The following is a 15567-nucleotide window of genomic DNA, read 5'->3' on the forward strand; positions in this document are numbered from 1 at the left end:
CCGGGCGCATTTCGCACAGGAGAGGCCCTCACCCCGGACAGATGGTTACAGTGCGTTTGTGCTGTTTGCCCGATTGACCTCGCGGTGGGTGCTCGGCTGGCTGGCCGCCGCGCTCGGCGTACCGCTGCTGCTGGCCGCCGCCCTGCTCGCCGGCCGGGCCGTGACCCCCGACCCGGTCCGCCCAGCGCCCCCGCCCGCCGCCGATCCCGCCGAGAACGCCGCGCCCACCGGGAACGCCGCCCCCACCCACGAGCCGGTCCCGGCGGCGGCCCCCGCGCCCGCCACCCTGCCGGTCGTCGACTACGACCCGGCGCCCACCGGCTTCCCGGCCGACCCCCACCCGCTGGACGCCACCCCGCTCACCGAGGGGCTGCGGCCGAGCCGGAACGTCGCCGCCTACGACGCGCCCGGCGGCCGGCCGCTGGCCTTCCTCGCCCCCACCATCAACGGCGTCAAGCTGACCGTGCCGATCGTCGAGCGCCGGACCGGCTGGACGGCGGTGCTGCTGCCCTCGGCCAACCGGCGGCTCGCCTGGCTGCCACCCGGCGACGACCGCAGCGTCGTGCCGCTGCGCGACCAGATCGTGGTGGAGCGCCGGCAGCACCGGCTCACCTGGCACCGGGACGGCCGGGCGATGAAGTCGTGGCCGGTCAGCCTCGGCATGCCGGGCCAGTCCACCCCGCTCGGCCGCACCTTCGTCCTCGGCCGCACGCCCCCGCCCGAGGCGGTGTACGGCGGCGTGGACGTCTACGCCCTCGGCGCGGTCCCCGACGACCCGGACGCCGTCCCGGCCGGGCTGCGCGGCGCGCACATCGGCGTGCACAGCTGGCACAACGACGACACCCTCGGCGAGAACGTCACCAACGGCTGCATCCGGCTGACCCGCAGCGCTCAGCGCCAACTCCTCGCCGAGGTCCCGCCCGGCACCGGTGTGCTGGTGGTCGACGTCCTGCCCACCCCCCCCGACCGCCTGACGTCTTCAGGAGCCCCACCGACAGCCGCCCAGCAGTCAGCCGCTGAGCCACCACCTGCGGATGATCCACAGGAGTACGCCGGCCCGAACCATCCGGGTATCCGCGTGACGCCATCCAGCCGGGAACTGAAGCAGTGAGATCAGGTCAGGTATTCACGAATCGGGTCGGCTCGGTGAGCACCGCCGCTGCTCCGTCGGGGTCGGCCAGGCGGGCAGCAAGCGTAGTCGCAGCTAGGCGCTTCGGCAGGGCGGCGCTGAACTTCAGGCCAGCGAGTGCCTTCTCGTTGACTTCCGGTAGACAGAGCCGGTCAGCGGCGTCGGCCGTGAGCGCCCTCCAAGCAGCCGGCGACAGGTCCTCCCGGAGCCGAATGCTGCAGTCGTCGAATCGTCCGACCGGATCGACCACTTCGCCCAAAGTAGAAGTCAGGGTCGCGTTTGCTCGAAATCCCGCCCAGGTCCACCACCGCAGGTCACCCTTGCTTTCCCGCACGACGAGAGTGCCGCCCGGGTGTACGAGGTGCATCATTTCGGACCGTTCCCGCGCCAGCCGTTCGACCGCACGGCGGGTCCGCTTCACGGGTGGGTCTGCCCCGAGCAGCACCTCACGTACTGCCCGCACCATCTCGAAGCCGAGGTACGCCCATCCGCTGCCGGGCCAACGCGCCCGCCCACCGCCGTCGGCGGGCTCGACGAAACACCGCCGCCGGTGCCAGTCGATGTACGTGACCCGCCAACTCCGACCTGCCAGCAGGAGCCGGCGCTCGCCAAGGACCTTCTCGGTGAGGAGACTCGGGTCGATCCGGCCCAACTCGTCGCGCCCGAGCAGAACGATGAACTCCGGTGGCCCGGTGAACACCGCCGTCATCTCCATGAAGTGACGCCGTCCGAAGTGCTGCTCCGCCGCCGGCCCGATGAACAGCATCCCCTCGTCCTGGTCGAGATAGCCGTGCTCGACCAGGTGACGAACAATCGGCCAAGCGCTCTCGTCGAACGGGGCCAGCCCGTTCCATGCCTGGACCCACTGGTGGTCGCCGACGCGGTGCTCTTGGAGGCAGAGCGCGAGCATCTGCTGGGCAATGATGTGTCGGGGCTCGGGCGGCGGGGTCACCCGTTCCACCCAGCCCTGTGACCAGAGCACGAGCAGTGCCGCCGCCTCAGCCAGTGCCTCCCCGCTCAGCGTCAGGAAGAGGCAGTTCCGGATGCCACCCGAGCGCCGGCCGGTCCGGCCGAGTCGTTGCAGGAATGAGGCCACCGTGGCCGGGGTGTCGATCTGGATCACCCGGTCCAGGTCCCCGACGTCGATACCCAGTTCCAGCGTGCTGGTCGACACGATCACGCAGTCCCGGGCCTCGCTGAATGCCTGCTCCGCGTGCCGCCGTTCGTCGCCGGACAGCGACGCGTGGGAGAGGAACGTCCGCACCCCCTTCGCCCGCAGCAGTTGCCCGAGTTCTTCGACAGTCTGCCGGGACTCGCAGAAGACCAGCCGCTTCTCCCCCGCGTGCAGCCCGGCGATCACCGTCGCTGCGTTGGCCAACGAGCCGACGTAGTCCAGCTCGATGTCGCCCGGTGGCGGGAGACAGGCCACCGCGCTCGCGTCGGGAGCCACCACCCGGGCCGGCCGGCTACCCACGCCCGACGCCTGCAGCCAGGTGAGCAGTTCGTCGGGATTGCCGACGGTGGCGGACAGTCCGATCCGTTGCAGGGGCCTGCCCGCCACCCGGGTCAGCCGTTCCAGCACAGCCAACAGATGCCAGCCACGGTCGTCCCCGGCGAAGGCGTGCACCTCGTCGACGACGACGGCGTGCAGCCCCGCGAAGAAGAGGTGATGGTCGACCTTCGTGCTGACCAGCATGGATTCCAACGACTCGGGGGTGGTGAGCAGGATGTCGGGTCGCTCGTGGAGCACGGCCCGTCGGCGGGAGGCGCTGACGTCGCCATGCCACACCGCCGCGCGGCGTCCGAGCCAACCGGCGTACTGCTCGATCCGGGGTTGGAGGTTGTTGAGCAACGCCTTCAGCGGGGCGAGGTACAGCACGGACGTGCCGGTCCACCGCTGTTGCGCCATGCGGGTCAGCAGCGGGAAGAGCGCCGCCTCCGTCTTGCCGCCAGCGGTGGGTGCGAGAAGCAGGGCGTCCTCTCCTGCGCGCACCGGTACGATCGCGGCCCGCTGCATCGGCCGCAGGTCCCGCCAGCCGAGCGTGTTGACGAGGTGATGCACCACGACCGGGTCGAGGTCCGGTGGCACCTCAGATCGGCAGTTCGATGTCGTCCGCCGAGGCGGCGGCGTTGCGTTCGACCTCGGTCAGTTCGTCGGCCCGCAGGGTCAGCTCGTAGTGGCGGCGCGGGTCCCAGTCGGCGAACTGGTCGACCCGGTCGAAGACGTCCGCCACGAGCTTCTTCAGGTAGACGCGGGGAGCCACCCCGACCTTGCCGCCGAGCGCTCCAGTGACGGCCCGCGCCAGCGCGACCAGGTACTCGTCGTCGACCCGCGCGTCCACCGCCGGGCTCGCGTAGATCGAACGCACCCGCTGGCCGAGCTCCACCAGGGCGTCCGCGGTGAAGCCGGGCAGGCGGAGTTGGGCGGCGCGCGGGTTGTCCCAACGCGGCTCGGGCCCGAAGTCGGTGGCGAGCCGCTGGGCGAGCGGCGCGAGCCGCTGGACGCCCAGCGGGCCGTCGAAGAACGCCGGCGTTCCGGTGATCACCAGCAGGAGGCCGGGGAAGCGGTCCGCGTGAACCTCGTCGATGAGCTGGCGGAGGGCGTTGAGCGCCTTGTCCCGCGCGTCGGAGCGCACCCGTTGCAGGGTCTCGACTTCGTCGAGCACCAGCAGCAGCCCCTGATGACCGCTGTCGCGCAGGACGGTGAGCAGCCCGCGCAGGAAGCTCAGTGCGCCGAAGTGGTCGAGGTCGCCCTTGACGCCGGCCGCCCGCCGGGCCGAGGCCGCGACGTGCGGCTGGCCGCCCAGCCAAGCGGCGAGCCCGTCGGCGGTCAGGTGGTCACCGGTGACGTTGGCGGCCCGATAGCCGCGCAGCGCCGCAGCGAAACCGGGGGTACTGCGGGAGATGTCGCCCAGCCGCCGCTCAAGCAGGTCGGCGACCGCCCGGTCGAGCGCCTCGGCGTCGTCCTCGCTGATCACCCCCTGCGCGAGGACGTCCTCCTCGAGCGCGTAGATCCAGCCGTCGAGCACGGGCCGGAAGGCGCTCGGCGCGAACTGTTCGGTGCTGAGGTGCTCGACCAGCCTGCGGTAGACGGTCTCCATCCGGTGCAGGGGCGTCTCCAGCTCGGAGACCTGCACCTCGGCGACGGCGAACCCCCGCTGCTTGGCGCGCTCGGCCAGCCATCGGGTGAAGAACGTCTTGCCGGCGCCGTACTCACCCCGGACCGCCTTGAAGACGCTGCCACCGCTGCCGACCCGGACGAGGTCGTCGTCGAGGGCGGCGGTGAACCGGTCCAGCCCGACCGCGAGCGCGTCGAGCCCGTTGCTCGGCACCACTCCGCGACGCAGGGCGTCGATGACATCCCGGCGACGACGGGCGGAGATCTCCGGCGTCACTGGGACTCCAACCCGAACTGCTCGATGAGCAGTGCCCGGTTGAGGTGGACCGTGCGGCCGTCCGGGTCGAGGGTGACCACGGGATAGCCCTCGACCTGGAGCAGCCGGCGCAACGCGGTGACGGTACCGCTGATCCGATGCGCCGGCACACGGGCCCGGGCGGCGAGCGTGTCGAGGGTCGCCCGGTCGCCGCCGGCCAGCAACGTATCCAGCAGCGCCGCGACCCGCTCATCGGTCAGCGGCGTCCGGGGGTCCCTGCGCTGGGCGTAACGCTCGCTGGCGAGCAGGGCCGTCACCAGGCCGGGCGGGGTCGCGGCGGGTTCTGGCGTCGCAGCCGGCGCGGCGACGGCCGCGACGTCGAACAGGCTCGCCGGCTGCTGCTCCACCGCCCGACGGAGATGCCGCCGCCCGGACCCACCCGAACGGGGGGGTGGCGTGGGGCTCTCCGTCAACGGCTCCCGCCACCAGTCCGGGCTGGCCACCGGGGCGCCCCCCCACCCGGGTACGGCGTGCTCGTCGCCGGCGGTCAGCACGAGCAACGGGATCACGGCCTCCGCCGGGGCCGCCCCGCCGTGGTAGCCGGCCTTGCGCGGCCCGTACCGGACCTCTTCCCGCCAGGGCAGCACGGCCGAACCGCCGCCGAGCAGCACCCGGCTGCCCGTGGCGGTGACCTCGGCTTCGCCGGCCGGGCTGGTCGCCGCGCGCCACCGGTTCTCGCTGCTGGCGCTCGGCAGGGTGACCGCGTCGGGTCCCCGGTCGACGACGTGGCCGTGGTCGGAGACGAGGACGACAACCCGGTCGGCGGCCGAGGCGAGCAGGTCGCCGACGACGGTGATGGTGGTGTCCTTGCCCCAGACCGCGGTGCCCGGGTCGCTGCGGTCGAGCGCGTCGTCGATCGTGTTGACGACGGCGGCGACCAGCGGAACGGTGGGGTTCTCGAGTGCCGCCAGCACGTCCGGGTCGAGCGCCGCGCCGGCTCCGGCCCGCAGGGCCGCCTTGTGCAGCAACCTTCCCGCCGGGAACCGGGCGTTGAAGCTCTTCCGCTCGGCCTGCTGCCCCCCGGCGGCGAGCCGTCCGCTCAGCAGGCTGCACCGGCTCGCCTCGGTCACGGTCGGGAGGGCCGCCAGCACCCCGGTCCGCGGCCCGCCTTCCGGGGTGAGTTCCACCCAGGCGCCGCTGCTGGTGATCGATTCGGCCACTTCGGTGGCGGCGGCGACGCCCATGCCGTCCAGGACGAGTAGGAGCACCCGACGGTCCTGGTCGAGAATCGGTTGGACCACCCGGTCGAGCAGGTCCTCCACGCGCAGCAGCGCCCCCGGCTCGGCCTCGGCGGCGGTCGCCTCGGCGAGCATCGTGGCGAACTGCCGGTCGTGCCGGGACCGCCGGGCGTCGACTGCGCGGTGCAACAGCCGGTACGCCTCGGCGACCTGCGGATCGGGGTCGCCCGCGAAGATGTCAAGCCTGGCCCGGTCGACCCAGCCGTCCTGCCGGACGTGGCGGTGCAGCGCGTCGAGCAGCGTGGCCGAGGGCGGGCCGTCGGTCGTGCTGAGCCAGCGCAGCAGGCGTACCGCCATCCGGGCGATCTCCACCCGGCGGGGCTCCGCCGCCCGGTGCGCCTCCACCGTGGCGAGCGCTGACTGCGCCCTGGTCACGGCCGCCGGGAGCGCCGACCCGCCGGCGGGCACGGCGAGCCGGACGGCGCCAGCGAAGGCCCGCAGCCGCTGGACGAACCCGCTGGGCAGGACGGCCGATGCGCCGAGCAGCTCGGTGATGCCGATCTCGGCGGCGACGACCTCCGCGCGCCGCAGCATCCGCACCGCCTCGTCCCGGCCGTCCCCGCCCGAGTCGAACGTCCGGTAGATCCACGCCTCGGCGGCCTGATGCAGCGCACCGGCCTGCTGGGCGGTGAGCCGGAGCCCGCCGAACCGGGGCTCCAGCCGGGTGCGGCCGACGGCGGCCTCCACCTGGGCGGCCTGCCCACCGCCTTCCGGCCAGAGCAGTCCGGCCAGCAGCCCGAGCGGAATCACGTCCACGCCGTGACCGGCCCGAACGGCCGCCATGACCGGGACCGCGACGTGGCCGGCGACGGCCGACAGGTACGTCGTGACGCCGTCGGCGACGGCCTTCGGGAGGAGGGTGAACCGCCGCTGCCTGAGGGCGTCGGTGCTCCACTGCACCAGCCCACTGTCATCGATTTCACCCCGCGGCAGGTCGAGCAGTTCGGCGGTGAGGCTGCGTAGGGCGTGATCGCGAGTGACGATCGCCCCGGGTGGGGCGGGCCAGCCGTCCGGCGGGTAGTGGTCGCTGAGTGCGTCGGCGACCCAGCCCCCCACCTTCACGAGGGTGGGGTCGAGGTCGGCCACCCCGCCGAACATCTGCCGGACCAGGTCCCATGGGTCGATCTTGCGAACCCGCTGCCCGCTCAGGTGGGCGAGGAGCCCGTCGCCCAGCTCGGCGTCCGTCAGCTCGGTCAGCAGCACCAGGCGTTCTCCGTCGGCGCGGTCGTGCAGGGCGGCGCGGGCCGCCAGCGGGGTGGGGCACGGGACCACCCGGACGGCCGTTCCGTCGATCTTGAGCAGCGGCTCGGCCGGCCACTCGGGTCGGGCGGCGAGCGCGATGGCGTCCGCCTGGTCGTCCTTGGCGAGCCAGGCCTCGACCCTGCGCCGGACCGCGTCCGGCTGCGCTACGCCGATCGGCGCGCTCACCAGTCCGCCCTTTCGGAATTGCCGCGACCGGGGGCGGCGGCGCGGGTCACCGCGCCTCCCAGGTGACTGTGACCTGCCGCCCGGCGGCGATCTCGGCCGCGATCTCGGCCGCGACCGTGTCCCAGGTCGCCGCGTCAGCCACCTCACGGCGCTGCGGGGCGACCGGCAGCGTCCCCACTCCGGCCGCGCCACCGCCCTCCGTACCCGGCAACGCGGTCGTGCCGTCCCCGCCCGGCACGGCGGGTGGGCCGTCGCCGGCCGGCACCCGGGCCGGGTCGGGATCGACGGGCTGGCGGGTCGGCGGCACCCCGGCGGGACCTGCCCCGGGCGTCCCGACCACGGGCGGCGTGGCCGGGGGGTCGGTCGGCCGCGGCACCGGTGGATCGGCGGCGAGCAGCGCCGCCGACGCGTCGACGGCCGCCTGGAGGGCGTCGACCAGGTCCTGGCCGTGCTGTTCGTGGCGGGCCACGTCTCGGAGCCGGTCGAGGATCGCCCGCGCCCGCTCGTCGTGGCGGGCTCGGGGCACGATCGCCTGCAGCAGGGACCACTGGTGGGTCCGGGTCAGTGCCTCGCCGATGTTGCCGGCCTGGGCGAGCACCTCGCCGACGGCCTTGTCGTCGATGTCGCCGACGTCGGCGCGGGCGGCGAGCTGGACCAGCACCACGTCGTCGCGTTCTCCGGCCAGGTCTTCCACGAGACGGGCCGCCCGGCGGGCGGTGGCGAGCCGGCCGGTGGTGGCGGACAGGTCCAGGCCCAGCACCTCGGCGTGCGCCTCCAACGCCTGGACGAGGTTGCCGGCCGCCTTCTTGCGCGCAACCGCGGCCGTGCGCAGGGTGCCGGCGAGGTTGCTGAGGTTGGCCGGCGTGCGCCAGACGGGCAGCACCGCGCCGAAGAGTTCCCCGCCGCGCCGCACCGCGTCGGCCCACGCCCGCTCGTCGGGCATCGGCGGGTGCCTCAGCTCCATACCCTCGTCCCGGATGGCGACCAGGTTGGTCACGTCGGCCTTCCCGCCGAACTGGTACCAGGCGAGCTGCTGCTCCAGCCCGAAGACCGCGATGATCAGGTTCTCCAGCTCCCGGTCGAACCCGAACGCGGCGGGCTCGTCGATGAGCCCGCGCAGCATGGAAACCGGGAACTCGGCCGTGTGGCCCTTGTTCGCGGCGGCCTGGAGAAAATGCTGGCTCCACCGACAGGTGGTGGTGTTCAGCACGTACCGGCCGTCGGCGTACTCGCCGAGGCGCAGGTTGTTGCAGACCCGGCGGAGGATGCGCTGGTCGACGGGGTTGGGCACGCTGACCCCCCGGGCCGAGTCGGCGGCGGCCTGCCGGGCGTACTCCAGGATCTTGGTCAACTCGCCGCGGGTGACCGGCTTCTCGTCGTCCGGCATGGCCGGCCGGCCGGGGTAGGACCAGGCGAGCAGTTCCCCGGTGAGGTTCCGGAACGCCTCGGCGAGGGTGCCGCCGCGCGGGTCACCGACGTGCAGCCCGTCGGCGAGGGTGTGGAAGACGCCGACGCTGTCGTCCTGCACGTCCGCGCCGTGCGAGGTGGCGGTCCCGTACGCCTGCATGAGCGCGCCGAGCAGCGTGGAGCGGAGCTGGCTCTGGCGCTGCTGGAGGTAGACCCGGCCCTGCTGGCGATCGGCCAGCGGCCAGTCGGCGGCCAGCGAGTTGAGGCGGTCGCCGCTGCCGTTGGCGAGCAGGTAGTTAATCTTGGCGAGCTGGGCGACCTTGCCCATCATCTCGTCGGTGAGGTAGAAGGGCAGCCAGAAGACGGTCCGCGAGCCGCGCTCCAGCCTCTCGATGCGGGAGCGGTCGGCGCTGCGCTCGTAACCCAGCGGGTCGAACGGGTAGTCGATGACGATCCGCCACGCCTCGCCGGTGGCGATCAGCGCCGAGACGGGCATGGTGTCCTGGTCGCGGATGTTGCCGAACTTCACCTGGACGGTGTGCCGCCGGCCCCGCCAGTCCCGGAAGTGCAGCAGCTCGCCGAGTTGCCCCTCCGTGCCGACGATCCCCATCTCGGCGGTGACCAGGTCCCGGATGAGCTGCTGCCGCACCCCCGTGGTGTTGGCCTCCTCGTCGGGGACCAGGTCGAGCAGCCTGTCGTAGTCGACGGTGTGCAGTTTGAGCGTGACCACCGGGTCGGGGGTCTTGGTCAGGTGCAGCTCGCCGGCGCCGTCGGCGACCCGGTTGAGCCGGTTGAGCACGATCTGTCGCTCGTAGCCGGGGATCGGCGAGGTGATCGAGCCGAAGTTCAGCGCGTGCAGCTTGGCGGCGGTGAGGTTGTGCAGCGCCGGCACCTCCGGCACCAGCGCGCCGAGCAGCACCGTTTTGATCAGCTTGTCGTCGAGCTGGAACTGCTGGTGCCCGGCGGCCTGCTCCTCGCCGATGCCGTTGAGGTTGAGCAGGATCGGCCGCAGTTTCTGGGTGTAGAGGACGCGGGCGGACTGGAAGAGCTGCTTGAGTTTCGGCCGGTCGGGCAGCTCGCCGTGCAGCACCAGCGGGTCGAAGAGCGCGGCCACCCCGATCAGGTCGTTGACCTGGAGGGTGTCCCGGCGGGCGACGAGCAGCTCCGTCATCACCTTCAGTGCCGTACGTTCGCGCTGCAACGCCTGGGAGAGCGCGACGAGGGTCGCCACCAGCGCCGGCGAGAACGGGTAGAGCTTACGGAAGGCGGCGGCGTCCGAGCCGATGCCGGCGTCGCCGTACTGCGCGCCGAGCAGGAGGGCGTCCCACACCTCCCGGTTGCCGCGCACGGCGGCGAACGCGTTGTCGATCACCGCTCGCCCCTCGACGGTGAGCGGCTTGAGCAGCCGCCCCTCGGTGATCTCGGGCAGGTTGGTGTCGGCGAGGACGATCTCCCCGAACCGGCCCTGCACGCTGCGCATGACGTGCGCCAGGGCCTCCCGCTCGGTGCCGCCGACCTGCGGGCCGAGGAACTCCTCCAGGTTGCGCTGCCGGGCGACGAACGAGATCAGCGGCAGCGGGCGGGTGGCGTCGGCGGACTCGACCAGCTTGTTGAGCTTCGCGCCCTCGCTGTTGACGAAGGTGGGGTCGCTGATCTTCGTGGAGAGCCAGAGGATCAGCTCGTCGAGGAAGAGCACCAGCGCGTCGTACCCGAGGGCCTTGGCGTGCCGGGTGATCACGGCGAGGCCGGTGTCGAGGTCGAGGTACTCCCCGCTGCGGACCGCGCCGGTGAAGAAGGTGCTGGTCAGCGCGCTGACCAGCACGTCGCGCCGCTCGGTCCCCGGGGGTGCGGCCGCGGCGGCGGCGTAGGTGTCCGGCGTCCAGCCGGCGGCCCGCGCCAGGTGGGCGGCGAGCCCGCCGTCGCCGGCCGCCGGGGAGCTGCCGCCGTCGCGCAGCGCGGCGAAGAAGGCCTCGTCGCCCATCCGGTCGCGCAGCCGCGCGGCGTCGTCGAGCATCGCGTCCGACCGGTGTACGGCGGGAACGGACGCCTCCGGGTGCAGCGCGGTAATCTGGTTGAGGTACCCCTCCAGGATCGCCTGCTCGACCGAGCGCGCGTCGAGCATGTGGAAGGTGAGGGTGAGCAGTTTCCGGTCCCGCAGCCAGGGGTCGGCGGCGAGGACCGGCTCGGCCAGGTTGCGCACCTCGCGGGCCGCCGGGTTGTGCTGGAGGATCTCCCGCAGCACCGCCATGAAGTGCGACTTGCCGGAGCCGAACGAGCCGTGCAGGAACACCGCCTGGGAGCGGCCGGTGGTGGCGGCGTGGCCGATCTGGCGCAGCGCTGCGGCGAAGCTCTCCCGGAGCTGGTCGGTGACGACGTACCGGCGCAGGTCCGCGCCCTCGGCGGCGCGGACGACGAAGTCACCGTCGCCGACCGAGGCCGGAATGTCGATCACGTCCCGTAGCAGGGTCATCACCGCTCCTCGCACCCGCCGCTCCCCGTCACGCCAGCGTCACCGGCGACCCGCCGATCCTATGTCCGGACGGTCCGGACAGCCTCTGCCGGGCATCCGACGCGTGCCGGCCCGACGCCGACGCTCACCGCCACGGATGCCGGCGGGAGCACTCGCCGTCGTGGTCGGGCCGGAGCAGGCAGCGCCGGCCGCCGGAGAGGAGCCGGTCACAGAAGACCCAGTGGCGTACGTTCTGGTCGTCCTCGGCCGAGACGGTGGTGCCGCCCGGTTCGGTCTGCGGCAGGACGTGCGTCCAGTGCGCCACCACCCGGGCGAGCCGCTGGGCGGAGACGATGTCGTTGGCGACCACCGGCAGGTGGATGACGAAGCGTTCGCTCACCGGCCCCACTCCCGTTCGTTGCGGACGTGAGCCCGCTCGGACTGCAGGTGACACAGCGCGAGCTTGATCCGACTGGCCTCCCGCCGGCTCTGCGCGAGCGCGTCGTAGACGGCGGCCAGGTCACCGGCGAGCCGGTCGAGGAACTCCTGCACCTCCTGCGGGTCGAGCCCGCGCCGGCCGAACTGCGTGGGCCGGAACCGCTGCTCGCGCACCTGCCAGGGCAGCAGCGGACGGCAGGCCGCCGAGCGGTGGCCGACCGGCCGAGCGACCGACCGGCGGCGATGCCGGATTCGGTGGAAGAAGACGCGCATGACGGGACCTGCCTCTCGTCGACATTGACCTGTGGAAGGGCGGGCCCACCGGCCCGCCGCGCACCGGCGGACCCACCCCGGCACCTGCCACCGCAGCTCTGATCAGCGGTACGACAGCAGGGCACACATGGCCACTGAGCAGCGAGAACTCCACAGCGACCGCACAGGCAGTGAAGCACCGCACCCACCTAAATGCAACGTCTAACAAAACGAGCTTTACCTGGCCCTGACATTGGAAAGTCGACACGCAGTGACGTGTCTATTGTTTCTGATACGAGATTGACGTTTACTTGGGCGGACGCACGTCAACCATGGACTTGACCAGCGGAGGCTCGGGTGTCACAGGCGGTAACGGGTTCGACCATGCTCCGGCGGCAACTCGGCAGGAAGCTCGAGGCGCTCCGCAAGGCGGCCGGGTTGACGATGGAGCAGGCAGCAGAACAACTGGACCGGGCACGGGCGACCCTCTATCGAATCGAGAACGGCGCGGAGAACGTCCGCTTCCGCGCTGCGGACGTCAGGGAGATGCTCACCCTCTACGGCGCGACCGACGACGACACCGACCTGGTCCTCGCGATGGCAGCCGCCACGCGGGAGAACAAGAACTGGTGGCACGACTACATCGGTTCCGGCCTGCCACGCTGGTTCCAGCTCTACATCGGGCTTGAGGCTGCCGCGTCCCGCATTCGGAAGTACCAACCCGAACTGGTCCCCGGCCTACTTCAGACTCGCGCCTACGCGGAACAGGTCTTCCGCATGCCGGGCGGCTCCATCGATGCCGAGGATCACGAGGAACAACAACGCGCCATCCAGCTCCGGATAGAGCGGCAAGGGCTGCTCACTCGATTCGCCGCACCGCAACTCAGCGTGATGATGAACGAGGCAGTGTTGCGCCGTCCAGTCGGCAGCGCCACGATCATGGCCGAGCAACTTCACCAGATCCTGAAGGCTGCAGAGCTACCGAACGTAACCGTGCAGGTACTGGATTTTTCTGCGGGGTTGCACGCCGGGGCGATGACCGGAGCTTTTTCGATCATGGACTTCCCTGAAGACAGCGGCGGCAAGGAGGTGGAGCCACCGGTGACCTACCTTGAGGCCGCCACCGGCGCAATCTATCTCGACAAGCCCCACGAGATCACCGCCTACAACAGCATCTGGTCCGACATGGCCAGCCGCGCACTGAACCCGTCTCAGTCCAAGAGCCTGATCCACCGGATCGCAGAGGAGTACTCCCGTGCCTGACCTGACCAATGCTGTCTGGCGCAAGTCCACCCGCAGCAACAACGGTGGCGACTGCATCGAGGTAGCCGACAACATCCCTGGCGTTGTCGGGCTGCGCGACAGCAAGGATCCATCCGGTCCTGTGCTGGCCTACAGCAGGATCGCCTGGGATGCCTTTGTCCAAGACGTCAAGGCACAGACGTTGAGCCGCTGACCAACGGTCGGAGCCGCCTCCGAGATATCTCGGAGGCGGCTGACTGATTTCGCACCACTCGGATTGCCTTTTACACCCCTAATTCTGGTTGGCGCGGTCGATCGGCCGATGTGCGATCCACGCTGAACGATGATGATCGCTTCATGAGGCGACACCTGACTGCTTCGGCAATTGCGCTGACGATGCTTACCGGTTGCGGCGCGAAAGAGAATCCGCGAGCTGCCGCAGACCCGACACCGTCGGTCGTTGCCACGTCGGCCAGCCCTTCGCCGTCGCCGTCGTACTCCCCCTCGCCGGCATCAAGCACGAGTCCGCCAGCACCGCCGAGCCCCACACCAGCGTGGGCTCCCTGCGATCTTTCGCTGAGCCACTGGGAAGGCGGGTGCGACGACGACTTCATCACTGGCGACACCTGTGACGCCTCGTACGCCTCCGATGCCCTACTTGACGTCTATATCGAGAACAAGAACTACGTCGACGCGAACCGACTCAAGGACTGCCCGCAGTTTCTGCCGACCTGGAAGAAGGCCCAGCACAGCATGGACGAAGGCAGCTTCGAGGTCGGGGCGGAGGTCAAGCCGGGTACATACGAGACCACCGCGCACCTGACGAAGGGCAAGGTGACCGACTGCTACTGGGAGCGTGCCGGCTCCAACGGGCGGATCATCGCCAACAACTTCATCACTGCCGCCAAGAAGGTCCGAGTGACGATCCGGTCCTCAGACGAGATGTTCACCAGCCGCGGCTGCGGCAACTGGGTAAGGGTCTAAAGCACTCAGCACTCAGCCCTGCGCCCTGGTCAAGACCCAGCCCGAGGGCTGCTCGTAGCTACAGGTCCGGCCCCGGCCCTCCACAGCACGAGACATGCGCGACCCAGGCAAATATCAGCGGCCAACCTTCGCGGTGGATCGCGTTGTAACGGTGTCTACCTTCGATCAGCTGGTAGGGATGCCCACGCTCGTCAGGCTGGTGAATCAGGACAACTGCTGGCAGCGGCTCTCCCGCCCGCAGGGTTTCCCCGATGCTCTCCACCTTCATGTGTCCATCGACATCATCAGGGTCATCGATCAACTGGTTGGGATGCACTAGACCGGTGCGGACGTACTCCTTGCGCCAACATTCCAGGTGCTCGCTGACCTGGAAGCCATGATCGAGGTTGTCCACCGTGGAGCCGTGATCATGATCCGGCATCTCGTCGTTCAGGGCCGTCAGAGAAGCCCATCCATCGCCAACCATGGCCAAGATGGTAGTTGTTGCGCTGTGCCATGCAACACGCCGCCTGCGATCTTCCCGACACCGCTCGATCGCCGGGTATCTTATCCGTCAGGAGTCAATCCCACGATTTCACTCTCGATCAGGTGAACGCGGCAATCGATTTCGTAACCAAGAGTGGTGCCGAGGATCGGGGACAGACGATCTCGTACTCACGGGTCTTCGGTGCTGCTGGCCTCGCCGCCCCGCAGCACCTGCACATGGGCGGCGACTCCCACTTGGTCACCAAGTTCATGGAGTCCTTCCACAGGAACTGCCAGGAACGGCAACTACCGCCGCTTGACGCACTGGTTGTCCACGTCGCCGGCCCTCGGGCTGGTTTCCCTGGCGCTGGCTACTTTCGCGTCAATGGCAAAGCTGACCCACTCGGAGAACGAGTTCCTGCCGAGGCCCAAGTCGCCAGCGTTCGGTTCTGGGAGGCGCAACGCGAAGAGTGCAGGCGGTGGGGAACTCTGAGCCGACGCGGGCACCAATTGGGCCGGTAACGCACAGCCGCGCCGCCTCCAAGTCGGATTGGAGGCGGCGCTTATTGTCCTACACCTATTCCGACACGAGGATCAGGTCGAGTCCCTGATCTGGGTGGTAGGTCCATGATGCTCGGATCTTGCCCCATTGAGCTGTCTGCTTGCCATCGAGGGCGCGAGTGGACGACATCTCAGAGATGACATGGTCGGGGGTGTTCAACTCTTTCAACACGCATTCGATATTGGTGTAGGAGAGGCCGAAGCCTTCTTTGCCCGCGCCGTTGAGGGTGAGGGAGTTTCCGCCGTCTCCGACGCTTGCATTAGCCGAGCTGAGTGAGCACTTATCCTTGGCAAGCACCAAGGCGGAGTCGCCCTTTTCCCCGCCCTCGCCGTCGTCGTTGGAGCGGAAGATCAAAGCGCCCACGCCGATGCCAGTGCAGAACAGGATGACACCTGCAACGACCGCAAGGCCGAGCTTCCACTTCCAATCGGGCCGGGCAGCAGGTGCGGGAGCCGTGGGTCCGCCAAGCGATTCGGCGAGCGCACCCAACTGCTCAGGACTCATCGACTTCATCTCGGCATCGCTGGGGTACGGGTCGC

General features: G+C 70.4%; 12 protein-coding genes. 4 read left to right on the plus strand and 8 right to left on the minus strand.

Translation table 11 applies throughout. The features are described 5' to 3' along the window. Positions 1 to 58 precede the first annotated feature (58 nt). Positions 59 to 1111: a L,D-transpeptidase gene (locus ACFYZF_RS25025; RefSeq protein ID WP_387024666.1), complete on the plus strand. Its 1053-nt coding sequence runs from the start codon at positions 59 to 61 to the stop codon at positions 1109 to 1111. Positions 1112 to 1118: 7 nt separating this feature from the next. On the opposite strand, the gene ACFYZF_RS25030 is transcribed toward ACFYZF_RS25025, so the two are convergent. From ACFYZF_RS25030 to ACFYZF_RS25055, 6 genes are all read right to left on the minus strand, one after another. After that, a complete protein-coding gene (locus ACFYZF_RS25030) occupies positions 1119 to 3218 on the minus strand; it encodes a DEAD/DEAH box helicase (RefSeq protein WP_387024668.1) in 2100 nt (699 codons plus the stop codon). Position 3219: 1 nt separating this feature from the next. Further along, the gene (brxD, locus tag ACFYZF_RS25035; protein WP_387024670.1) at positions 3220 to 4524 is read right to left on the minus strand and encodes a BREX system ATP-binding protein BrxD; all 1305 of its coding nucleotides are present in this window, start codon (positions 4522 to 4524) and stop codon (positions 3220 to 3222) included. Continuing rightward, complete coding sequence (gene pglZ / locus ACFYZF_RS25040) at positions 4521 to 7229, minus strand: BREX-2 system phosphatase PglZ (protein ID WP_387024672.1); 2709 nt, start codon at positions 7227 to 7229, stop codon at positions 4521 to 4523. Before pglZ ends, brxD begins: the two co-directional genes overlap by 4 nt. 46 nt (positions 7230 to 7275) lie before the next feature. Continuing rightward, positions 7276 to 11106: a phage resistance protein gene (locus ACFYZF_RS25045; protein WP_387024674.1), complete on the minus strand. Its 3831-nt coding sequence runs from the start codon at positions 11104 to 11106 to the stop codon at positions 7276 to 7278. 124 nt (positions 11107 to 11230) lie between these two features. Next, positions 11231 to 11485, minus strand: coding sequence for a hypothetical protein (locus tag ACFYZF_RS25050; RefSeq protein ID WP_387024676.1), 255 nt, complete (start codon positions 11483 to 11485; stop codon positions 11231 to 11233). Then, positions 11482 to 11796, minus strand: a complete 315-nt coding sequence (locus tag ACFYZF_RS25055) for a DivIVA domain-containing protein (protein ID WP_387024678.1) — start codon at positions 11794 to 11796, stop codon at positions 11482 to 11484. The genes ACFYZF_RS25050 and ACFYZF_RS25055 overlap by 4 nt, the downstream gene beginning before the upstream one ends. 363 nt (positions 11797 to 12159) lie before the next feature. Between ACFYZF_RS25055 and ACFYZF_RS25060 the strand changes: the two genes are divergently transcribed. The 3 genes from ACFYZF_RS25060 (at position 12160) to ACFYZF_RS25070 (ending at position 14001) form a co-directional block, all read left to right on the plus strand. Further along, positions 12160 to 13038, plus strand: coding sequence for a helix-turn-helix domain-containing protein (locus tag ACFYZF_RS25060; RefSeq protein WP_387024810.1), 879 nt, complete (start codon positions 12160 to 12162; stop codon positions 13036 to 13038). Then, positions 13031 to 13231, plus strand: a complete 201-nt coding sequence (locus ACFYZF_RS25065; protein ID WP_387024680.1) for a DUF397 domain-containing protein — start codon at positions 13031 to 13033, stop codon at positions 13229 to 13231. The genes ACFYZF_RS25060 and ACFYZF_RS25065 overlap by 8 nt, the downstream gene beginning before the upstream one ends. A gap of 143 nt (positions 13232 to 13374) precedes the next feature. Beyond that, complete coding sequence (locus ACFYZF_RS25070) at positions 13375 to 14001, plus strand: hypothetical protein (protein WP_387024682.1); 627 nt, start codon at positions 13375 to 13377, stop codon at positions 13999 to 14001. Between the two features lie 58 nt (positions 14002 to 14059). Here the strand turns inward: ACFYZF_RS25070 and ACFYZF_RS25075 are convergent, their stop codons facing one another. After that, positions 14060 to 14467 (minus strand): hypothetical protein, encoded by a 408-nt coding sequence (locus ACFYZF_RS25075; protein ID WP_387024684.1) that lies wholly within the window; start codon positions 14465 to 14467, stop codon positions 14060 to 14062. A 576-nt stretch (positions 14468 to 15043) separates the two neighbouring features. Further along, positions 15044 to 15532: a hypothetical protein gene (locus ACFYZF_RS25080; RefSeq protein ID WP_387024686.1), complete on the minus strand. Its 489-nt coding sequence runs from the start codon at positions 15530 to 15532 to the stop codon at positions 15044 to 15046. Positions 15533 to 15567 lie beyond the last annotated feature (35 nt).

Origin of the sequence: Micromonospora sp. NPDC001898 (genome assembly GCF_042891255.1) — a bacterium.
GTDB lineage: Bacteria > Actinomycetota > Actinomycetes > Mycobacteriales > Micromonosporaceae > Micromonospora.